Annotated in this window: 19 protein-coding genes; 11 read left to right on the top strand and 8 right to left on the bottom strand. The window is 69.8% G+C overall.

Going from position 1 to position 20,498, the window contains the following annotated elements:
• Positions 1-163 precede the first annotated feature (163 nt).
• The 4 genes from prmC to LGR69_RS19020 all read right to left on the bottom strand — a co-directional run bounded on the left by prmC (position 164) and on the right by LGR69_RS19020 (position 6,175).
• Entirely contained in the window at positions 164-1,069 is a 906-nt protein-coding gene (prmC, locus tag LGR69_RS19035) for a peptide chain release factor N(5)-glutamine methyltransferase (protein WP_230366981.1), read from the bottom strand.
• Between the two features lie 8 nt (positions 1,070-1,077).
• A complete protein-coding gene (prfA, locus tag LGR69_RS19030; RefSeq protein WP_122158956.1) occupies positions 1,078-2,163 on the bottom strand; it encodes a peptide chain release factor 1 in 1,086 nt (361 codons plus the stop codon).
• Between the two features lie 222 nt (positions 2,164-2,385).
• Positions 2,386-4,647 (bottom strand): phosphoenolpyruvate--protein phosphotransferase, encoded by a 2,262-nt coding sequence (gene ptsP / locus LGR69_RS19025; protein WP_007568133.1) that lies wholly within the window; start codon positions 4,645-4,647, stop codon positions 2,386-2,388.
• A gap of 292 nt (positions 4,648-4,939) precedes the next feature.
• Entirely contained in the window at positions 4,940-6,175 is a 1,236-nt protein-coding gene (locus LGR69_RS19020; protein ID WP_007568135.1) for an aspartate kinase, read from the bottom strand.
• Positions 6,176-6,436: 261 nt separating this feature from the next.
• Between LGR69_RS19020 and ubiG the strand changes: the two genes are divergently transcribed.
• The 6 genes from ubiG (at position 6,437) to LGR69_RS18990 (ending at position 10,597) form a co-directional block, all read left to right on the top strand.
• A complete protein-coding gene (ubiG, locus tag LGR69_RS19015; protein WP_230366980.1) occupies positions 6,437-7,198 on the top strand; it encodes a bifunctional 2-polyprenyl-6-hydroxyphenol methylase/3-demethylubiquinol 3-O-methyltransferase UbiG in 762 nt (253 codons plus the stop codon).
• A 46-nt stretch (positions 7,199-7,244) separates the two neighbouring features.
• The gene (locus tag LGR69_RS19010; RefSeq protein ID WP_230366979.1) at positions 7,245-7,817 is read left to right on the top strand and encodes a YbhB/YbcL family Raf kinase inhibitor-like protein; all 573 of its coding nucleotides are present in this window, start codon (positions 7,245-7,247) and stop codon (positions 7,815-7,817) included.
• 139 nt (positions 7,818-7,956) lie between these two features.
• Positions 7,957-8,574 (top strand): PAS domain-containing protein, encoded by a 618-nt coding sequence (locus LGR69_RS19005; protein ID WP_230366978.1) that lies wholly within the window; start codon positions 7,957-7,959, stop codon positions 8,572-8,574.
• A 164-nt stretch (positions 8,575-8,738) separates the two neighbouring features.
• Complete coding sequence (ykgO, locus tag LGR69_RS19000) at positions 8,739-8,864, top strand: type B 50S ribosomal protein L36 (RefSeq protein WP_003601867.1); 126 nt, start codon at positions 8,739-8,741, stop codon at positions 8,862-8,864.
• Positions 8,865-8,993: 129 nt separating this feature from the next.
• Entirely contained in the window at positions 8,994-9,590 is a 597-nt protein-coding gene (locus LGR69_RS18995) for a tetratricopeptide repeat protein (RefSeq protein WP_230367022.1), read from the top strand.
• Complete coding sequence (locus LGR69_RS18990) at positions 9,587-10,597, top strand: alpha/beta fold hydrolase (protein WP_230366977.1); 1,011 nt, start codon at positions 9,587-9,589, stop codon at positions 10,595-10,597. The genes LGR69_RS18995 and LGR69_RS18990 overlap by 4 nt, the downstream gene beginning before the upstream one ends.
• Before the next feature lie 3 nt (positions 10,598-10,600).
• On the opposite strand, the gene pyk is transcribed toward LGR69_RS18990, so the two are convergent.
• From pyk to LGR69_RS18975, 3 genes are all read right to left on the bottom strand, one after another.
• Positions 10,601-12,037, bottom strand: a complete 1,437-nt coding sequence (gene pyk / locus LGR69_RS18985; protein ID WP_007568163.1) for a pyruvate kinase — start codon at positions 12,035-12,037, stop codon at positions 10,601-10,603.
• A gap of 123 nt (positions 12,038-12,160) precedes the next feature.
• Positions 12,161-12,586: a DUF1036 domain-containing protein gene (locus tag LGR69_RS18980; RefSeq protein ID WP_007568165.1), complete on the bottom strand. Its 426-nt coding sequence runs from the start codon at positions 12,584-12,586 to the stop codon at positions 12,161-12,163.
• A 31-nt stretch (positions 12,587-12,617) separates the two neighbouring features.
• Positions 12,618-13,937: a glycerate kinase type-2 family protein gene (locus LGR69_RS18975; RefSeq protein WP_230366976.1), complete on the bottom strand. Its 1,320-nt coding sequence runs from the start codon at positions 13,935-13,937 to the stop codon at positions 12,618-12,620.
• 193 nt (positions 13,938-14,130) lie between these two features.
• Here LGR69_RS18975 and LGR69_RS18970 point away from each other — a divergent pair, with 193 nt between their 5' ends.
• The 3 genes from LGR69_RS18970 to LGR69_RS18960 all read left to right on the top strand — a co-directional run bounded on the left by LGR69_RS18970 (position 14,131) and on the right by LGR69_RS18960 (position 15,663).
• Positions 14,131-14,895, top strand: a complete 765-nt coding sequence (locus LGR69_RS18970; RefSeq protein ID WP_230366975.1) for an N-formylglutamate amidohydrolase — start codon at positions 14,131-14,133, stop codon at positions 14,893-14,895.
• 61 nt (positions 14,896-14,956) lie between these two features.
• Complete coding sequence (locus tag LGR69_RS18965) at positions 14,957-15,265, top strand: DUF1244 domain-containing protein (protein WP_230366974.1); 309 nt, start codon at positions 14,957-14,959, stop codon at positions 15,263-15,265.
• Positions 15,266-15,381: 116 nt separating this feature from the next.
• On the top strand, positions 15,382-15,663 hold the full coding sequence (locus LGR69_RS18960) for a DUF2312 domain-containing protein (protein WP_039904239.1): 282 nt from the start codon (positions 15,382-15,384) through the stop codon (positions 15,661-15,663).
• A gap of 308 nt (positions 15,664-15,971) precedes the next feature.
• Here LGR69_RS18960 and LGR69_RS18955 read toward each other — a convergent pair whose 3' ends face one another.
• Entirely contained in the window at positions 15,972-17,798 is a 1,827-nt protein-coding gene (locus tag LGR69_RS18955) for an alkaline phosphatase family protein (RefSeq protein ID WP_230366973.1), read from the bottom strand.
• Positions 17,799-18,323: 525 nt separating this feature from the next.
• On the opposite strand from LGR69_RS18955, the gene LGR69_RS18950 reads away from it, so the two are divergent.
• Positions 18,324-19,517: an ABC transporter substrate-binding protein gene (locus LGR69_RS18950; protein ID WP_122162641.1), complete on the top strand. Its 1,194-nt coding sequence runs from the start codon at positions 18,324-18,326 to the stop codon at positions 19,515-19,517.
• Between the two features lie 105 nt (positions 19,518-19,622).
• Entirely contained in the window at positions 19,623-20,495 is an 873-nt protein-coding gene (locus LGR69_RS18945) for a branched-chain amino acid ABC transporter permease (RefSeq protein ID WP_007568176.1), read from the top strand.
• Positions 20,496-20,498 lie beyond the last annotated feature (3 nt).

The following is a 20,498-nucleotide window of genomic DNA, read 5'->3' as shown; positions in this document are numbered from 1 at the left end:
GTCCAACGGTACGGGGGATCAGCGAACCAAGCGGCGACCAGAGATCGTCACCGACCTTACAGTCGTCCGTCTTAACGAACCGTTCGCGATCTTCAAGCGGAGTCTAGCGTTCCCAAGGAGATGCAACAAGCATTTTCTCAACGCACCGATCGTCGTTGCCGAGTTAGGCATCCGTGTGGCCGGAAGAAAGACCCGGTGAGAGGCTGAATGCCAGCACCCGGTCATGGCCCGCGAGGTCCTGGGTGAGCCCGCGATCGGCGAAGCCGGCCCCGCGCGCGAGGGCGCGGACGGCATCGGCCTGGTCGTAGCCGATCTCGAACAAAAGCGTCCCGCCCGGTGCCAGCAGCGCGCACGCACGCACGCCCTCCAGGATACGCCGGTAGGCGTCGAGCCCGTCCGGGCCGCCGTCGAGGGCCGCGCGGGGATCGTGCTGGCGGACGTCCCGGTCGAGATGCGCGATGAGATCCTGCGCGATGTAGGGCGGGTTCGACACCACGAGGTCGAAGCCGCCCCGAAGGGCATCGCACCAATCCCCCGCCACGAAGGCGGCACGGCTGCCGACCCCGTTCGCCACGGCATTGTGATGCGCCGCGCGCAAGGCGCCCGGCGAGCGGTCGAGGCCGATCCCGAATGCGTTCTGCAATTCGCTCAGGAGCGCCACCAGGATGCAGCCCGAGCCGGTGCCGAGGTCGAGGCAGCGCAGGGGCGCCGTCCGGTCCGGCACGGATGCCAGCGCCGTCTCGACGAGGATCTCGGTATCGGGGCGCGGGACCAGCGTCTCGGGCGCCAGCTGGAACGGGAGGCCCCAGAATTCCCAAGCGCCGAGGATGCGCGCCACCGGCTCGCCGGTGAGCCGCCGCGCCAGGGCGGCATCGAGGCGTCTCGCCTCGTCCGCGCCGAGGCTTTCGTCGCCGTCGAGCAGGAGGTCGCGGGTCTCGAGGCCGAGAAGGCCCAGCATCAGGAAGCGCGCGTCGCCCGCGGCCTCCGCGATGCCGCCCTCGCTCAGCAGGGCTGTGCCCCGGCGCAGGGCCGCCCGGCGCGTCAGGCCCTGACTGGTATCGCCCGTCACGGCGCCGCTCAGGCCATGCCCTCGGAGGCCAGCAATTCGGCCTGGTGCTCGGTGATCAGGGCGTCGACCACCTCGTCGAGCGCCGTGCCGGCCATCACCTCCTCCAGCTTGTAGAGGGTCAGGTTGATGCGGTGGTCGGTCACCCGCCCCTGCGGGAAGTTGTAGGTACGGATCCGCTCGCTGCGGTCGCCGGACCCGACCTGCGCGCGCCGGTCGGCGGCCCGGGCCGAATCCTTGGCGGTCCGCTCGGCGTCGTAGAGCCGGGCGCGCAGCAGGGCCATGGCGCGGGCCCGGTTCTTGTGCTGCGAGCGCTCTTCCTGGACGAACACCACGATGCCCGTGGGCAGATGGGTGATGCGGATCGCCGACTCGGTCTTGTTGACGTGCTGGCCGCCGGCGCCCTGGGCGCGCATCGTGTCGATCTTCAGGTCGGCGTCGTTGACGACGATATCGACCTCCTCGGCCTCCGGCAGCACCGCCACGGTGGCCGCCGAGGTGTGGATGCGCCCCTGCGTCTCGGTGTTCGGCACCCGCTGCACCCGGTGGGCGCCGCTCTCGAATTTCAGGCGCGCGAACACGCCCTTGCCCTTCACCTCGGCCACGACCTCGCGGAAGCCGCCGACCGTGCCCTCGCTCTCGGAGATCACCTCGACCCGCCAGCCCTTCGACTCGGCGTATTTCGCGTACATCCGGAACAGGTCGCCGGCGAACAGGGCCGCCTCGTCGCCGCCGGTGCCGGCCCGGACTTCCAGGATCGCGCTCTTCTCGTCGGCCGCGTCCTTGGGCAGCAGCATGAGCTGGAGCGCCCGGTGGGTCTCCTCGAGCCGTTCCTGGGCCTCCGGCTTCTCGTCGGCCGCCAGGGCGCGCATCTCCGGATCGGTGCCCGGCTCGTCGATCATCACCTCGAGATCCGCCAGGTTCGCGAGCGCAGCCCGGTACGTGCGGATCGCGTCCACCACGGGATCGAGGTCCGACAGCTCCCGCGACAGCTGGATCACGGTCTCGGATTCACCCTCGCCCGTGGCGAGTTGCGCGGTGACGAATTCGTGCCGCGCCAGGATGGCGTCGAGGCGCTCGGTGGGAAAGGGGATCATCGCCCGTGTTTCTGCAGGTTTTGACGTCCGGCGTTCCGGGCGGGGCGGGGTCTCGTCTCAGGGGTGCGAGCGCGGGATCAGGGAGCTGACCGACGCGGCGAGACAAATCCCCTACCCGACACCGCTTCCCTTCGAGAGCGGAGGCCGCCGCGCATCGACCGAAATCGTCGTGGCTTTGCCGTACAACCCCGGCCGAACCTTCGGCAAGGGTCGCATGACGGGTTAGATAGGTACGCCGTGGGCATGCGCGAAGGCGGTGAGCGCCGGGCGCAGGGAATCGCCGTCCTGCATCCGGGCCATCTCGGTCTCGATCAGCTCCGAGACCGCGCCCGCATGGAGGCTCAGCACCATCGCCTTGACCGGGCCGATGGCGGCCGGCGACATCGAGAGGCTGCGGTAGCCGAGGCCGATCAGCGCCATGGCGTCGAGCGGCCGTCCGCCGATCTCGCCGCAGACCGTCACCGGGCAGCCGGCGGCATTGGCCCGTTCGGCGATCAGCCGGAACGCGCGCAGGGCCGCGACGCAGAGCGGGTCGAACCGGTCGGCGACCCGACGGTTCTCGCGGTCGACCGCGAACAGGAACTGCATCAGGTCGTTCGAGCCGACGGAGAGGAAGTCGGCCTCCCGGGCGATCTCGTCGATCTGGAACAGGAGCGAGGGCACCTCGACCATCGCGCCGAGGCGGCACTCGGTGGGCAGCTGGTAGCCGTGGCGGCGCAGATAGGCCTTCTCGCGCTCGACGATGCCGCGGGCGCGCACGAACTCGTCCACCGTGGCGACCATCGGGAACATGATCTTGAGCGGGTCGCCGTCGGCAGCCTTCAGGAGCGCCCGCAACTGCATCCGCAGCAGGGCCGGCCGGTCGAGGCCGATCCGGATCGCCCGCCAGCCGAGCGCCGGGTTCTCCTCCTCGAGCTTGGCCATGTAGGGCAGGATCTTGTCGCCGCCGATATCGAGGGTCCGGACCGTCACGGGCTTGCCGGCCGAGGCGACGAACACCTTGCGGTAGAGCTCCTGCTGCTCCGCCGCCGAGGGCATGCGCTGGGCGACCATGAACTGCAATTCGGTGCGGAATAGGCCGACGCCTTCGGCTCCGGTCTCGTGCAGGTGGCTGAAATCGACCAGCAGGCCGGCATTGAGCTGCAGGGCCACCCGCACCCCGTCCCGGGTCTGGGCCGGCACGTCGCGCAGCGCGCGATACTGTTCCTGCCGGCGGGCGCGCAGCCGCACCATCTCGGCATAGGCGGCCTCGACCTCCGGGCCCGGCCGGACATGGACCTCGCCGGCCACACCGTCGACGATGATGGCATCGCCCGCGTCGCACAGGGCCGAGGCGTTCTCGACCTCGCCCACCGCCGGGATGCCGAGCGCCCGGGCGACGATGGCAACGTGGCTGGTCGGCCCGCCCTCCTCCAGCACGATGCCGCGCAGGGTCGAGGAATCGTAGTCGAGCAGCGCTGCCGGGCCCATGGTGCGCGCCACCAGGATGGCGTTCTCGGGCAGGACCACGATCCCGGCCGCCTCCGGGCCGATCAGGGCCCGCAGCAACCGGTTGGCGAGGTCGTCGAGATCGTGCAGGCGCTCGCGCAGATACGGGTCCGACTGGCGCATCATTCGGGCGCGATTGTCCGATTGCACCCGCTCGACCGCGGCCTCGGCGGTCAGGCCCGAGGCTACCGCCTCGCGCATGCGCCGGAGCCAGCCCTTGTCGTGGGCGAACATCCGGACGGTCTCCAGCACCTCGCGCGACTCGGCGGTGCCGATCCGGTCGCCGCGCTCCACGAGCGCGTCGATGGCCGAGCGGACCTCCTCGATCGCCGCGTCGAGCCGCGCGACCTCGCGCTCGACATTCTCGGCGATCAGCGTCTTCACCACGACGCGAGGCTCGTGGAGTACCACGTGCCCGAGGCCGATCCCGTCGGCGAGCGCGATGCCGCGCGCGACCACCGGTCGGCGGGCGGCGGTGCCGGCATCCGGGGCCAGGCCCTCCAGCTCGCCGGAGGCGATCATCTCCGAGAGCACCATCGCGGTGGTCTGGAGCGCCTCGATCTCCTCCTCGGAATAGACCCGGTAGGTCTTGTTCTGGACCGTGAGCACGCCGAGCGTGTTGCCGGCCCGCAGCAGCGGCACGCCCAGGAAGGCGTGGTAGGCCTCTTCCCCGGTCTCCGGCCGGTACGAGAAGGCCGGGTGGTTCTGGGCGTCCGAGAGGGAGAGCGGCTCGGCGGTGCGGGCGATCAGGCCGACGAGGCCCTCGTCGGCGTGCATCCGCGTCAGGTGCACCGCCTCACGGTTGAGGCCTTCGGTGGCAAACAATTCGAGGGTGTTGTCGTCCCGCAGGACGTAGACCGAGCAGACCTCGGCGACCACGTTGGCGGCGATCAGGACGACGATGCGGTCGAGGCGCGCCTGGGGGCTGACCGGCTCCGCCATCGCTTCGCGGAGGCGGCGCAGCAGCAGGCGCGGGCCTCCGGGCGCAGCGGGCATCGGTTCGTCGTTCCAACGTGGCGAGTGGCCTTGGCGTCGACCACCCTGCAACCTTGGCGCCACCATCGAAACGGAAGGCGCCCGATGGACCGTGCCGCATGCCCCAGAGCACCTCTGGGATCGGCGGACCGGCCCGTGACTGTTCTAGTTCAAGACACCCGATCCGCTCCTGGATCCCGCCCGATCGGACACGATTCCAGGCTTAAGTCCAAGTCCTTGTTTCAGCGCGCGCCCGTCACCGAACCAGCATCCGTTCCGGCCCCGGGGCGCGCTAATCTAGACCCTCTCAGGCTCAGGCCTGATCCAGGCCGTATAGCGAGTGAAGCGTGCGCACGGCAAGCTCCGTATAGGCCGCGTCGATCAGCACGGAGAACTTGATCTCCGAGGTGGTGATCGCGCGGATGTTGATGCCCTTCTCGGCCAGAGCCCGGAACGCCTTGGCGGCGACGCCGGCATGGCTGCGCATCCCGACCCCGATCGCCGAGACCTTGACCACGTCGGTGGCGCCCTCGATCTGCGCATAGCCGATCTGCGGGCTGGCCTGGTCGAGGATCGCGCGGGTGCGCTCGTACTCGGCGGCCGGGACCGTGAAGGTCATGTCGGTGGTCGACTGGTCGCCCGACACGGTCTGGATGATCATGTCGACGTTGATGTTCGCGTCGGCCAGCGGCCCGAAGATGGCGGCGGCCACGCCGGGGCTGTCCTTGACCCGGCGCAGGGTGATCTGCGCCTCGTCCCGGGAGAACGCGATCCCGGTGATGATCTGCTGTTCCACGATGTCGTCCTCGTCGCAGATGAGGGTGCCAGGGCGCGCGGCGTCCGGCGGATCGAAGGAGGACCGGACCGTGGTCGGCACCCGGTGGACCATGGCGAGTTCCACCGAGCGGACCTGCAGCACCTTGGCGCCGAGCGACGCCATCTCCAGCATTTCCTCGAAGGTGACGCGCTCCATGCGCCGGGCCTTCGGCACGATCCGCGGATCGGTGGTGTAGACCCCGTCCACGTCCGTGTAGATGTCGCAGCGCTCGGCCTGGATCGCGGCCGCCACGGCCACCGCCGAGGTGTCCGAGCCGCCGCGCCCGAGGGTGGTCACCCGGCCGGTCTCGGCATGGATGCCCTGGAAGCCGGCGATCACCGCGACCTCGCCCTTGGCGAAGCCCGCCTCGAGGTTCTTCGGGTCGATCTCGGCGATGCGGGCCGAGCCATGCGCGTCCGAGGTGACCACGGGGATCTGCCAGCCCTGCCAGGAGCGGGCCTTGAGGCCATCCTTCTGCAGGGCGACCGCCAGCAGGCCTGCGGTGACCAGCTCGCCCGAGGCCACGACGGCGTCGTACTCGCGCGGGTCGTAGAGCGGGTTGGCGTCCTTGACCCAGTCGACCAGCTCGTTGGTCTTGCCGGACATGGCCGACACGATCACGGCGACGTCATAGCCGGCCGCGACCTCGCGGGCGACGTGGCGGGCCACGTTGCGGATGCGGTCGACATTGGCGACGGACGTGCCGCCGAATTTCATCACCAGACGGGGCATGTTGGTTCTTCGCGGGTTCCCGACGTCTGGGAGAGGGACCGCCCTGGCGGGCCCCGGACAGTGCCCGGCGGGTACAAGCGGCTCGTTGAGGTGTCAACAACCGCTCGGGCATGGCTCCGGCGTCGCGGCGACGGCCCTAGGTCAGGCGTGCTATGGCGACCCCGACAGGTCCCGCCGATGGCCCCGATCCGGATCACGCGTCGAGCGCCCGGCGCTCGGGCATCGCCCGGACACGGCCGGCATCTTCTGGACGGAACGCGCATGGACAGGGCAGCCACGAACCCCGGGACGGACGGATTCGTCGATCGCGGCGAGGTCGCGCGCTTCGACGCCCTCGCCGCCACCTGGTGGGACGAAGCGGGCCCGATGCGGGTGCTGCACCGCTTCAACCCGGTGCGGCTAGCCTATATCCGCGACGCGCTGTGCCGGCGCTTCGCCCGGGATCCGCAGACGCCCTTCCCGCTGGACGGGCTGACCATCTGCGATGTCGGCTGCGGCGGCGGAGTGCTGTCCGAGCCCCTCGCCCGCCTCGGCGCTCAGGTCACCGGCCTCGATCCAGCGGAGCAGAACATCGCGGTGGCGCGCGCCCACGCCGAGTCCGCCGGCGTGCCGGTGGATTACCGCGGCGAGACCATCGAGGCCGTGGTCGCCGCCGGCCAGACCTTCGACGCGGTGCTGATCATGGAGGTGATCGAGCACGTCGCGGACATGCCCGCCTTCGTGCGCACCGCCTGCGCGGCGGTGAAGCCCGGGGGCATGCTGTTCGGCGCGACCCTCAACCGGACGATGCGCTCCTTTGCGATGGCCATCGTCGGCGCCGAATACATCCTCGGCTGGCTGCCGCGGGGCACGCACGATTGGGAGAAGTTCGTGACGCCGGAGGAATTCAGCCGCGCGATCCGGGCGGGCGGCCTCGACGTCACCGATACGATCGGCGTCGCCTATAACCCGCTCACCGACGGCTGGCGCACCAGCCGGGACAAGGCGGTGAACTACATGGTCGCGGCCGAGCGTCGGGCCTGAACCGGAGGCTCCTTTCCCGGTTGAGACCGCAGCGGAGACCCGAACCATGCTCGAGAAGATCCCCACCGCGGTGGGCGCGGCGCTGTCCGGCCTCAAGGCCGGGATGGAGAAGACCGCCTATCACGCGGCCTTCGCCGACATTCCGGAGACGCTGCAGCTGACGAGCCCCGCCTTCGCAGATGGCGCCGACATCCCGGCGCGCTTCACCGCAGACGGGCCCGGGACATCGCCGCCGCTCGCCTGGGAGGGATTGCCGGCCGGGGCCTCGTCCCTGGTCCTCCTGGTCGAGGATGCCGGCAGCCCGACGCCGCAACCGCTCGTTCACCTGATCGTGTGGAACCTGTCGATCGCCGCCGGAAGCCTCGCGGAAGGAGCGTTGCCGAGCCCGGATCAGCGGTCCAGCCCGCTCAGCCTCGGCCAAAACAGCTTCCTGCGATCCGAATGGCTCCCGCCCGATCCGCCCAGCGGCCACGGAAGCCACGCCTACGTTTTCCAGCTGTACGCGCTTCGCGACGCACTCGACGTTCCCGAAAACCCCGGCCGCACCGCCCTGTTGGACGCGATGCGCGGCCACGTGATCGGCAAGGGACGGCTGATCGGCACCTACGCGCGGGTCTGAGGCCGGGTATCGCGGCGCTTGGATTGGCCGGCGGCCAAAAAGCCGTTCGCGTTGTACGGCCGAGCGCCGCGCGTTACTGTGTCGACAAAATATCGCCGTGGCGATCAGAGACTTTCCTTCCGTTCTGGAGACGAGATCCGTGGGCGTCGATGCGTCGCCGAAGCGGCGGGACAGCGAGATCATCGCGCGCGCGCTCGCCGCGTCGAATGTCGGGACGTGGGAGTGGCGGATCGCCGACGACGTCGTGCGCTGCGATTCCGTCGCCGCCACGATGCTGGGCATTCCCCGGGCGGCGGCCGGGCGGGGCACGACCTACGCCATGTTCTTCGACCGGATCCATCCGCAGGACCGGCCGCGCATCGCCGCGATTGTCGGTGACCTGCAGCGTCACGGCGGCCTGTACGTCGCCCAGTACCGCGCCGTGATCGCGCCCGACGACGTGCGCTGGGTTCTGGCGCGCGGACGCTTCGTCATGGGCCCGGACGGGATCGTGAGCGAGGCCCGCGGCATCGTCATCGACGTGACCGAGAGCAGCCGGGACGGTTTCCTCGACCCGGCCACCTTCTGCGCGATCGACGCCCCGGGCGGCGGGATCGACCGGGTTGCCGAGCTGGCGCTGGCGCTGTTCACCGTGGCCGAAAGCCTGGCGATCGACGATTTCGAGCGGCTGAAGCCGCTGATCGACGCGCTGCTGCATGAGATCGGCCGGCAGCTGGTCGTCACCGCCGCGGTGCCGGCCTCCGACAGCGTCCATTGAGCCGCCGCGCCTGCGACGCCTTGCCTTGCGGTGGCGAATCCTGATATGGCGGCGCCATCCCGCGATGCGTGTGCCGTGATCGCTGGACGCGACCTCGCGTCCTGCCTCGCGACCACGTTCCCGATCCCCCGTGAATGGACGGCCCACCCGGGCTCGAGAGACCGATGAAGATCCGTAATTCCCTCAAGTCCCTGCGCGGCCGTCACCGCGACAACCAGCTCGTGCGCCGCAAGGGCCGGGTCTACGTGATCAACAAGACCCAGAAGCGCTTCAAGGCCCGCCAGGGCTGAAGCCTGCCCCCGGCCTCGGTCGGGTCAGTCAACGCGAAAGCAGCCGCGCCCGACCGGGTTGCGGCTGCTTTCGCGTGCGCGGCACCGCGGCACGTTGACGAGCCCCACAGCCGCGCACACTCTGGGATGATGAAGCCGACCCGTCTCCTCGCCGCCCTGGTCTGCCTGCCGGTCTTCGCGGCACCGATCGCCGCCGCGGCCCCGGATACCGGCCGCCCGGCGCCCGGGGCGAAGCCGGCGCCGAAGCCCGTGAGCCTCGACGAGCTGTTCGCGCGCCTGCGCGCCAGCGAGGATCCGGCCGAGGCGAAAGGGATCGCCAAGCTGATCGAGCGCCGCCTCGACGCCTCGGGCAGCCCGACCGCCGACCTGCTCACCGACCGCGCCCGGCAGGCCATCGCGGCCCACGACTTTCCCCTGGCAGCCGAGCTGATGGATCGGGTCACCGCTCTGGAGCCGAACTGGTCCGAGGGCTGGAACCGGCGCGCCACGGTGTTCTGGCTCCTGACCGACAAGGACGACGCCATCGCCGATTTGCGCCGCGCCCTGGTGCTGGAGCCGCGCCACTTCGAGGCCTGGGCCGCCATGGGGCGGATCTACGAATCCCTCGACGACAAGGCCCGGGCTCTGGCCGCCTTCCGCCGGGCCAAGGCGCTCTATCCGAAGATGGAGAAGATCGGCGAGGCGGTCGACCGCCTTGCCCCGGAGGTTGACGGCCGCGACCTGTGAGCCGGGTGGCCGCACTTCTCATCACGATCCTCGCCCTCCCCTTCGCGATCCTGGGCCTGGTCCTCGCGCTCGGCGCGGTGGCGAGCCTCGTCATCGCCCTGCGGGCCGGTGCGGAGAATCCGCCGGCCGGACCTTTCGTCGAGGTTGCCGGCGGACGGCTGGCGACCATCCAGGCCGGGCCGGCCGACGGCCCGCCGGTGATCCTGCTGCACGGGGCCTCGGCCAACGCCTCCGACCCGATGGAGGGTTTCGGCCGCCGTCTCGCCGAGAAGGGTTTCCGCGTCATCGCCTTCGACCGGCCGGGCTTCGGCTGGAGCGACCGCATCGCCGGGAGCGAGGCCGCCGCGCCCTCCGTCCAGGCGCGGATCATCGCCGAGGGGCTGGAGAAGCTGGGCGTCGGGCCGGCAATAGTGTTCGGCCATTCCTGGGCCGGCGCGCTGGCCCTGGCGCTCGCCCTCGACCATCCCGCGCGGGTGTCGAGCCTCGTGCTCGCGGCGCCCGTGGCGATGCCGATGCCGGCGCAGATGCTGGTGCTGCCCTGGTACTGGCGTCTCGCGCTGCAGCCGCCGATAGCCTGGCTGCTGAGCCGCACCATCGGGCCGCCGCTCGCACAGTCTTATCTCCCCGAGACGGCCAAGCGGGTCTTTCAGCCGCAGTTCGAAGTCCCCCGCTACGCGGAAGCCGTCCGCGCCGCCCTGGTGCTGCGGCCCGGAACCCTGCTCGCCAACGTGCAGGATCTCGTCGGCCTGCCCGCCGCTCTGGCGGCGCAGAGCCCGCGCTACGGCGACCTGTGCGTCCCGACCCTGGTGATCTCGGGCGCGGCCGATCCGATCGTGCGCAGCGAGACCCAGGCGGTCCCCCTGGCGAAGGCGATCCCCGGCGCACGGCTCGTGCTGCTGCCGGGTATCGGCCACATGCTCCACTTCGTGGCGGCGGAGCGCCTGACCGACGAGATCGCCCGGTTCGCCGGCGAGCGGCGCGAGGCCGCTCCTCTCGTCAGGGATTAGACCTCACGCCTTCTCGGCGTGCTCCCGGGTGATGAAGGTCAGCCGCACGAGGTTCGTCGCCCCGGGCGTCCCGAAGGGCAGGCCGGCCACCACGATCACCCGGTCGCCCACCGCAGCGAATTTCTCTCGGACGGCGAATTTGGCGGCGCGGAAAGACATGTCGTCCACGTCGCTGGCATCCTTGGTGACGATCGGGTGCGTGCCCCAGGCGAGCGCCAGGCGGCGGGCGGTCTCGCGCCGGGGCGTGAGGGCGATCACCGTGGCGTTCGGGCGCTCGCGCGACAGGCGCAGGGCGGTCGAGCCCGAATTGGTCCAGGCCATGATCGCGTCGAGGTTCAGGGCATCGACCATCTGGTGGGCGGCCGCCGCGATGGCGTCGGCGGCGGTCTCGTCCGGGGTCGCGCTCTGCGCCCGGATGATCGACCAGTAGACCGCGTCCCGCTCCACCTGCTCGGCGATGCGGTTCATCGTCTCCACGGCCCCGACCGGGAAGGCGCCCGACGCGCTCTCGGCCGAGAGCATCACCGCATCCGCGCCTTCGTAGACGGCGGTGGCCACGTCCGAGACCTCGGCGCGGGTCGGGACCGGCGCCGTGATCATCGATTCGAGCATCTGGGTCGCCACCACCACCGGCTTGCCGAAGCGGCGGGCGCTGCGGGTGATCCGCTTCTGCACGCCGGGGACCTGCTCCAGCGGCATCTCCACGCCGAGATCGCCGCGGGCGACCATCAACCCGTCCGAGATCTCGATGATCTCGTCGAGGCGGGTCAGGGCCTGCGGCTTCTCGATCTTGGCCATGACCAGGGCGCGGCCGGCGCAGACCTTCTTGACCTCGGCCACGTCCTCGGGACGCTGCACGAAGGAAACGGCGATCCAGTCGGCCCCGGCGTTGAGGCCGGCATCGAGATCGGCCCGGTCCTTCTCGGTCATCGCCGGAACTGGGATCACCGTGTGGGGCAGCGACACACCCTTGCGGTTCGAGATCTTCCCGCCGACCTCGACGCGGGTCACGGCGCGGTTCTCCGAGGTCTCGAGCACGCTGAGGCGCAGCTTGCCGTCATCGAGCAGGATCGCGTGGCCGGCCTCCAGGGCTTCCAGGATCTCCGGATGCGGCAGGTGGCACCGGCCGGCATCGCCGGGCGTCGGGTCGCCGTCGAGCACGAAGGTGGCCCCGGTTTCGATCATCACGGCGCCCTCCGCGAAGGTACCGAGCCGGAGCTTCGGCCCCTGCAGATCGACCAGGATGCCGATCGGGTGCTTGGCCTCGCGCTCGATCGCCCGGATCACCTCGACCTTCTCGGGCAGCTTCTCGCGCGGAAGGTGGCTCATGTTGAGCCGGAACACGTCCACGCCCGCCCGGAACAGGCGTTCGATCATCTCCGGCGAATCCGAGGCCGGCCCGAGGGTGGCGACGATCTTGGTGCGGCGCGAGCGTTTCAAGCGTGATCCTCCGGGTGTTCCGCCGCGTCCGCGCAGGCTCGGCCCGCGACGGCGTCGGTTCGGTTCGTTGGGTGGCGGTGTAGGCATCCCGCCCGGGGCAGCGTCAAGGGCGCGGCGGCGCCCTCACGGTTTGGCCGGCGCGTCCGCCCGGTTGGGATCGGTGAGCTGGATGGTCCAGCTCTTCTGCTCGCCGGTATCGACCTCGAAGAAGCCGTTCCGGTCGTAGCCGCGGGCCAGGCAATCCTCGACGCCGCGGATCGTGAACTCGGAATCGCGGGTGCACATCAGCGAGCGCCCGCTCCACTCGCCGCCGCGCGTGTAGTCGACCGCGAACACGTAGTAGAACCGCGCCGCCAGCGCGCCCTTGAGCAGGGTCTCGCAGGCCTTTGGGGCCAGATCCCACCAGCCCTCCGTGACCCAGCCCTGCGGGTCCCGGTAGCCCAGCGAGATGCCGACCTTGCTGGCGGTCTGGTTGCACAGGCGCAGGTCCGCCCTGGCGGGGCCGACGCCGAGCAGAGCGACGCCGACCCCCAGGACCACCGACAGCATGAGCGGCGACGCGGCTCCGCTCCCAAAAAATCTACCCGACGAGGATGATGCGGCAATCGTTGACATTGGTACGGGTCGGGCCGGGGTTCACGAGGTCGCCAAGGGCCGCGAAGAACGCGGTCGAGTCGTTCTGCGCCAGCATCGCGGCGGGGTCGAGGCCGGCGGCGCGGGCGCGGTCCAGGGTGGTCGGGTCGACCAGGCCGCCGGCCGGGTCGGTGGCGAGGCCGCGCCCGCCATCGGTGCCGTCGGTGTCGGCGCTGATCCCGAAGATGCCGGGCTCGCCGTCGAGGGCCACCGCCAGCGCCAGGGCGTATTCCTGGTTCGGGCCGCCATGGCCCTCGCCCCGGATCGTCACGGTCAGCTCGCCCCCCGAGATCAGCGCCACGCGCTGGCCGGCGGCCTTGTAGCGCTTGGCCTCGCTCGCATGCACGGCGGCGACCTCCCTTGCCTCGCCTTCGAGGTCGGCGCCCAGCATGATCGGCTCGTAGCCCGCCTCCCGGGCGGCCGCGGCGGCAGCCTCCAGGGCGTCGATCGGCCGGGCGATGATGCGGTACTCGGCCCGGGCGAAGGCGGGATCGCCGGCCTTCGGGGTCTCGTTGTTCGGGTCGTTCAGCAGACGGATTGCCGTCTCCGGCAGCGGGATGCCCCGGCGCTCGCAAATCGCCCGGGCATCCGCCAGGGTCGAGGGATCGGGCACGGTCGGGCCCGAGGCGATCACCGCCGGATCATCGAAGGGCACGTCGGAGATCGCGAGCGTCAGGATCCGCCGGGCGTTGCGGGCCGCCATGGCGAGCCGGCCGCCCTTGATCCGCGAGATGTGCTTGCGGACGGTGTTGATCTCGCCGATCGGCGCGCCGGAGCGCAGCATCGCCCGGGTGATCGCCTGCTTCTCGGCGAGGGTCAGGTCCCCGGCCGGGGCGATCCAGTTGGCCGAGCCGCCGCCCGAGAGCAGGACCAGCACCTCATCGTCGGGCCCCGCCTCGGTGGCGAGCCGCAGGGCTTCCTGGGTGGCGGCGATGCCGGCCTCGTCGGGGACCGGGTGGCCGGCCTCGACCATGTGGATGCCCGGCGCGTCCTGGCCGTAGCCGTGGCGCGCCACCGCGAGGCCGACGATCCGGTCGTCGCCGAGCCCGTGCTGCTGCCGGTAGAACCGGCTCGCCACCGCGCTCATGCTGCCCGCCGCCTTGCCGGCCGCCAGGATGATCAGGCGCCCCGGGCTCGGCGCCGGCAGGTGCGCGGGCAGGCACAGATCCGGATGGGCGGCGCGAATGCCGGCATACAGCAGGGTCTCGAGCAGCGCGCGCTGCTTGAGGATGGCGGGATCGGCGATGGGCGGGACGGTCTCGGGCATGGCGTCGGACGGGCTCCTCACTGTGATTTGCGCGTGCGATCCCCGCCCATTCATTGGTGGGCGGCGGGCCCGTTTGTTGCCGTGAGCGCACGTTCTTTGATAGGCATCGCGCCTTGTCAGGTGATCTGCCCGAGCCGCCGCCTCACGGCAAGCGCGATCGGCGCCGTCCCACAGATCCAACCCTCGGAGCCCCGTGACCCGTCCGGAGATCGAAGCGCGCCCCCCGGCCCCGCACCCGTGCGAGATCATCCCGGGTGATCCCGCCTGCGGCCTCGTGATCGCCTGCGACCACGCGTCGAACTTCGTGCCCGCGGATATCGAGCTCGGCGTGCCGGAATCCGAGTTCGGCCGGCACATCGCCTACGATATCGGCGCGGCGGCGGTGACCCGCGGGCTCGCGGCCCGGCTGAACGTGCCGGCGATCCTCACGAACTTTTCTCGCCTGATCATCGACCCGAACCGCGGCCGATCCGACCCGACCCTGGTGATGCGCCTGTCCGACGGCGCCGTGGTGCCGGGCAACGCCCGGATCGACGAAGCCGGCAAGCAGGCCCGGATCGCGCGCTTCTACGCGCCGTTCGATGCGGCGATCGACGAGGCGGTGGCGGCTGCCGAGGCTGCCGGGCGCCCGCCGGTGATCCTGACCATGCACAGCTTCACGCCCTATTGGCGCGGCATCGCCCGGCCCTGGCAGGTCGGCATCCTGTACGACCGGGATGAGCGCTTCGCCCGGCCGCTGATCGCGGCGCTCGAGGCGGATCCGGCCGGTCTCACGGTCGGCGACAACCAGCCCTATGGCGGCGGCCTGCCGGGCGACACGATCGACCGCCACGCCACCGCCCGCGGCCTGCCCAACGCCCTGGTGGAGATCCGCCAGGACCTCATCGCCGGCGCGGCCGGCCAGGAGGAATGGGCCGAGCGCTTCGCCCGCATCCTGCGCCCGCTGATCGCGGCTTGATCCGGACGCGGCCGATCCCGAGATCCGTGCCGACGGCCCTCACCTGAAAGCGTTTCCCACGATGCCCGAGATCGACCCGCAGACCCAGACCGAACTCGAAGCCGCGGTGTTCCGCCGGCTCGTGTCGCATCTGCGCACCCGCACCGACGTGCAGAACATCGACCTGATGAACCTGGCGGGCTTCTGCCGGAACTGCCTGTCGAACTGGCTCAAGGATGCCGCCGACGAAAAGGGCGTGCCGCTCACCAAGGACGAGAGCCGCGAGGCGGTCTACGGGATGCCCTACAGCGACTGGAAGGCGAAGCACCAGACCGAGGCGAGCCCCAAGCAGCAGGCGGGTTTTTCGGCGTCGCAAACCAAGGATCACTGACCGGCCGAGAGGGGCCGCGAGAATCGGCTAAGCTTCCGGTAAGTTCGGCCCGTTAACCACCGGTCCAGGGCGCAACCGCGCCGCGCATCCCGGAGAGCCCCATGAACGCCCATTCGATGCCCACCGCAGCAGCCCAGCGGCCCGGCGGCGACGTTTCGTCGGCCGAGGGCGTGGCCGCCGACGAGCTGAAGCAGTTCATCGAGCGCCTGGAGCGCCTCGAGGAGGAGAAGGCCGGCATCATGGGCGACATCAAGGAGGTGTTCGCCGAATTGAAGGGCCGCGGCTTCGATGCGAAGGCGGTGCGCACGATCATCCGGATCCGCAAGCAGGATCACAGCGAGCGCCAGGAGCAGGAGGCGATCCTCGAGCTCTACATGCAGGCCCTCGGCATGGCGTAGCCCCAGCCGCCGCCGAGCCGGATAGCCGGTCGGCGGATGGATCACGTTGAGACTGCAAAAGGCCGTACCCAAACAGGTGCGGCCTTTTCTCGTTCGGGTCTCAGCTTGAGGGTTGCGCCGCCCCAAACCCCGAAGAGTGTTCGACTGGAAATCCCGATTCGCGCCCTCATCCTGAGGTGCGAACGCAGTGAGCCTCGAAGGAGCGTCCAGGGATCGCGCGGCAGGCTGAAGGTCTCCTTCGAGGGCTCCGCCTTGCTACGCCACCTCGGGATGAGGTGGCGGATGGCAAAGGCGGGTTGGATGAGCGTTCAATGCCCGCCCGCGGCGTGCGTCTCCTCGACGAGGCCCAGGGTCCGGCCCGGATATCCGGCGGCGTCGAAATACCGGGTCTCGCCGACTGTCTGGTAGTTCAGCACCGTCACGATGCCGGCGGCGTCCGGCTCCGAGCGGCGGATATGCTTCTGGGCCGCCGGCTTGGCGCCGTTGACCATCGCCTCGGTCAGGACGCGGCCGACCAGCTTGCCCTTGTTGGGGATGTCGAGATCCAGGATCCGGGCGATGGTCTTGCCGAGATCGGCGTTGCTCGCCGGGATGTCGCTTTCCAGGCCGCCCCGGAAGCTCGGGCCGACCGCGCCCATGACGTTGCGGGTGTCCGAGCGCGCGAAGCTGCCGTGCATGCCCTGGCCCTGCTGCAGGGTGGTGTCCGATACTTCGACGCCGCAGGTGGTGGGATCGGCGCAGCCGGTCGAGAAGCTGCGGAAGTTCACCACGATCGCCGGCATCGGGGTCAGGGCCGACCCGTCGAGGGCGATGGACGAGAGCGGCAGGGTTCCGGGGATCGCCCCGAGGGAGTCGCTGACGAACAGGCCGCTGACGTAATCCTGGCGCGACAGGGCCTCGACCACCTTGCGGGCGAGCGCCTTGTCGTTGCTCGGCACGTACACGAGGTCCGAGCCGCCATTGGCCGCGACCACCACGTCGGGCTTGGCCGGATCGGAACCGATCAGGCCGTTGGCCCGGCTCGGGAAAACCCCGGCATCGAGCTTCGCGCCCTTCGCGTCCGGATCGAACAGGGTCATGCCGAGGTCGTGGGCGAGATCGATGGCGAGGAAGCCCGGCGGCAGCTGCTTGGCCGGCACGCCCTTGTAGGTCTGCGACGCGGCGAAGCTCGTCGCGCTCTCCTTCGAGATCGTGGAGAAGCCGTGATCCGAGGTGAGGACGATGTCCGTGGTCTCGGCCAGGCCCTGCTCGCGCAGGGCGGCCTGGAGGGTGGCGAGGTTGTCGTCGGCGTTGCGGATGGAGGCCAGGCTCGTCGGCCCGTTGATGCCGGGCACCAGCCGCCCGAGACTGTCACCCTGGTTGTGCTGCGTCCCATCGGGGTCGCGCGACCAGAACACCAGCACGAACGGCTTCTGCCGGGCCTTGAACAGCGGCAGCACGGCCTTGGTCGCGACGGCGGCGAAATAACCCTGCTGCCCGACATTGGCCGCGACCGTGCCGGGCGTCTCGGCGGTGCCGGCCTGGCCGTTCGCCCCGCGGGTCGGCGCCTGATCCGGCAGGTTGACCTCCTTGAGTCGGGCGCGGAACGCGTCGCCGAGCGGGATGCCGCCGGCCCGGCCGGTGCTGTAGTCGATGTGGATGTTGTACTGGCCGGTGCGTTCGGTGTGGTCGAAGACCTGGGACGGCCCGAGCTTGCCGATGCTGGCGGTGGAGAAGCCCTTGGCCCGGGCGGCCTTCAGGATCGTCTCCTCGTTGAGGTAATTGCCGGCGAAGTGCTCGTCGACGTCGCCGAGCACCGGGTCGCTCTCCAGGAACGGGGTCAGGCTGTCGCCGGCGCCGGGCACCGGGAAAGCGGTGTAGATCGTGTTCCCGAACTGGCCGGTATCGCCCAGCATGTGGCCGGTCGCCATCGCGGTGGCGTTCGGCATGGTGAAGGTCGGGAACATCGAGTGCGTGTTGGTGAAGCGCACGCCGGTCTTCATCAGCCGGTCCATGGTCGGCGCGGATTGCGGGTTCACCATCCCGGCCCGGAGGCCGTCGGCCACGAACAGGATGACGTTGTGGGGCCGCGTCTCGGCACGGGCGGCGCCGGAGGCGCACAATCCGACGAGGCAGGCAACGATGACGCGACGCATGACGAATCTCCGACCGATCCGGGCAGCGGCGTGGCCGGCGAAGATTACAGCGCCATGACAGGGACCCGGCGTTTGAGCGCTGCCAGGCCTGCAGGGGTTCAGCCGCCAGATAGGCGCAAGACTGGGCGATCGGCTGAAGCCGCCCCGGAGAACCGCGGAAATACGTACCGGGCCGAGTCTTAATCCGCCCTCGCCCGGTCCATTCACATGATCGTGCCGGCGGTTAAATGCTGAGGACCGCGCCTCTTCCACAGAGAACGGCGGCCGTCGCGTAACGTCGTCGCTGAGACCTTGACGTTAGCGCGATCTTTGCTGAAAGAGTGAGTAACCGCATCCGGTATGCCACATTGAAGGGCAGCCCGCGGACGCTTGAACGCTCTTGAGACGCGGCCTTGATCGGCGCGTCGACTGCAGGCGCACAGCGGATCCAACACGATCGATACGCCACAACGGGATCCGCCGATCGAAACGCGGCCCGGGACGCGCTTGGGAGAGGAAACGATGATCCTGACGAAACGCGCCCTTATGGGCGCCCTGCTCGGCGCCACGGCTTTGGGGCTCGTGCCGGCGCAGGCCGCCGACCCGATCAAGATCGGGCTCACCGGCCCCTATACGGGCGGCTCCTCGTCCATGGGCGTCTCGATGCGCGACGGCGCCAAGCTGGCCGCCGCCGAGATCAACAAGAACGGCGGCGTGCTCGGCCGCCCGATCCAGTTGATCGAGCGCGACGACGAGGCCAAGAACGAGGTCGGCGCCCAGGTCGCGCAGGAACTGATCAACAAGGAGAAGGTCGTCGCCACGGTGGGCTTCATCAACACCGGCGTCGCCCTGGCCGCCCAGCGCTTCTACCAGGAAGCCGAGATCCCGGTGTTCAACAACGTCGCCACCGGCACGGTGATCACCAATCAGTTCAAGGAGCCGGATTACGACGTCAATTACGTCTTCCGGAACTCGGCCTACGACGTCCTCCAGGCCGGCATGATGGTCGACGAGGCGCTGGCGCAGAACTTCAAGAAGATCGCCATCCTGGCGGATTCGACGAATTACGGCCAGCTCGGCCGCGAGGATATCGAGAAGTACCTCGCGACCAAGGGCGTGAAGCCGGTCGCGGTGGAGAAGTTCAACATCAAGGACGTCGACATGACGGCCCAGCTGTTGAAGTCGCAGCAGGCCGGCGCCGACGTGATCCTCGCCTACGGCATCGGCCCGGAGCTGGCCCAGGTCGCCAACGGCATGGCCAAGCTCGGCTGGAAGGTGCCGATCATCGCGTCCTGGCCGGCCTCGATGCAGAGCTTCATCGATATCGCCGGCACCAACGGCAACGGCGTGATCATGCCCCAGACGTTCATCGAGGATAAGACGCTGGCCAAGCGTGCGTCGTTCCTCGACGATTACTACAAGACCTACGGCGTGACCAAGATCCCGACCCCGGTAGCCGGCGCCCAGGGCTACGATTCGGTCTACCTGATCGCCGCGGCGATCAAGCAGGCCGGCTCGACCAACGGCCCGAAGATCCGCGAAGCGCTCGAGAACCTGAACACCAAGGTCGAGGGCGTGGTGACCACCTACGATCACCCGTTCACCGCCAAGGACCACAACGCGATCTCGCGCAACATGGTCGTGTTCGGCAAAGTCCAGGACGGCAAGATCGTCTACGCCAAGCCGGAAGACGCGAAGAACGCCGGCGTCGTCCGCGTCAAGGAAAAGTCCTCGAACTGACGCGCGCGGATCCGTGCCCCCCGGCACGGGTCCGAACGACGGGCAGCTGAGCCAGAACGGCCGGCTGCCCGCCTACCCCGTGACGCCTGGGACGGCTTCGACACCATGACCATCTTCCTTCAGCTCGTCGCCTCGGGCGTCGCGGTCGGCATGATCTACGCCGCCATCGCGTTCGGCTACCAGCTCACCTTCGCCACCTCGAAGACCCTGAATTTCGGCCAGGGCGAGGCCCTGGCGCTCGGCGCCCTATTCGGCCTGACGCTGGCGCCGTTCACCGGCTACTGGCTGATGATCCCGCTGGTGCTGGTCTTCGGCTTCGCCCTCGGGGCGGTGGTCGAGCGCCTCGCGGTCCGCCCGGCGATCAAGATCAAGTCCGAGTACGGGTGGATCATGGCCACCATCGCGCTCGGCATCATCTTCCGGAACCTCGCGGAGAACATCTGGGGCCGGGACGATTTGAAATTCCCCTCCCCGCTGCCCGACGCGGCCGTGGAGATGGGCGGCATCCGCGTGCTGCCGATGGAGATGCTGATCGTCGCCGGCGCGCTGCTGATGATGCTCTGCGTCGAGATCTTCAACCGCAAGTCGATCTGGGGGAAGGCGGTCGTCGCCACCTCGAACGACATCGACGCCGCCGGCCTGATGGGCATCAACACCAAGCGGATCATCACCCTGTCCTACTCGATCAGCGCCATGACGGCGGCCTTCGCGGGGGTGCTCGTCGCCCCGGTGACGCTGACCGGCGCCACGATGGGGGCGGTGCTCGCGCTTAAGGCCTTCGCGGTGGCGATCATCGGCGGGCTCGAATCCGGCCTCGGCGTGATCGTCGGCGGCCTCATCCTTGGCGTCGCAGAGACGCTGACCGGCTTCTACATCTCGACCGGCTACAAGGACGTGCCGGGCCTGATCCTCCTCCTCGTTGTGCTCTCGATCCGCCCGGTCGGCCTGTTCGGCAAGGCCGTGATCAAGAAGGTCTGACCG

This window comes from Methylobacterium brachiatum (assembly GCF_020523825.1).
Taxonomy (GTDB): domain Bacteria; phylum Pseudomonadota; class Alphaproteobacteria; order Rhizobiales; family Beijerinckiaceae; genus Methylobacterium; species Methylobacterium brachiatum.
Note: the sequence above shows the minus strand (reverse complement) of the source record. Positions and strands in the feature narration are given on the sequence as shown.

Bases quoted from the DNA above. Each gene is read 5' to 3' on its own strand.
- LGR69_RS18980 (WP_007568165.1), bottom strand. From the start codon at position 12,586: ATGCTGTCGGTGGTCCTGGGGGTCGGCGTCGCTCTGCTCGGCGTCGGC.
- LGR69_RS18955 (WP_230366973.1), bottom strand. From the start codon at position 17,798: ATGCGTCGCGTCATCGTTGCCTGCCTCGTCGGATTGTGCGCCTCCGGC.
- LGR69_RS18975 (WP_230366976.1), bottom strand. From the start codon at position 13,937: ATGCCCGAGACCGTCCCGCCCATCGCCGATCCCGCCATCCTCAAGCAG.
- LGR69_RS19010 (WP_230366979.1), top strand. From the start codon at position 7,245: ATGCTCGAGAAGATCCCCACCGCGGTGGGCGCGGCGCTGTCCGGCCTC.
- LGR69_RS18965 (WP_230366974.1), top strand. From the start codon at position 14,957: ATGCCCGAGATCGACCCGCAGACCCAGACCGAACTCGAAGCCGCGGTG.
- LGR69_RS18995 (WP_230367022.1), top strand. From the start codon at position 8,994: ATGAAGCCGACCCGTCTCCTCGCCGCCCTGGTCTGCCTGCCGGTCTTC.
- LGR69_RS18960 (WP_039904239.1), top strand. From the start codon at position 15,382: ATGCCCACCGCAGCAGCCCAGCGGCCCGGCGGCGACGTTTCGTCGGCC.
- LGR69_RS19020 (WP_007568135.1), bottom strand. From the start codon at position 6,175: ATGCCCCGTCTGGTGATGAAATTCGGCGGCACGTCCGTCGCCAATGTC.
- ptsP (WP_007568133.1), bottom strand. From the start codon at position 4,647: ATGCCCGCTGCGCCCGGAGGCCCGCGCCTGCTGCTGCGCCGCCTCCGC.
- ykgO (WP_003601867.1), top strand. From the start codon at position 8,739: ATGAAGATCCGTAATTCCCTCAAGTCCCTGCGCGGCCGTCACCGCGAC.
- LGR69_RS18950 (WP_122162641.1), top strand. From the start codon at position 18,324: ATGGGCGCCCTGCTCGGCGCCACGGCTTTGGGGCTCGTGCCGGCGCAG.
- ubiG (WP_230366980.1), top strand. From the start codon at position 6,437: ATGGACAGGGCAGCCACGAACCCCGGGACGGACGGATTCGTCGATCGC.
- prfA (WP_122158956.1), bottom strand. From the start codon at position 2,163: ATGATCCCCTTTCCCACCGAGCGCCTCGACGCCATCCTGGCGCGGCAC.
- LGR69_RS18945 (WP_007568176.1), top strand. From the start codon at position 19,623: ATGACCATCTTCCTTCAGCTCGTCGCCTCGGGCGTCGCGGTCGGCATG.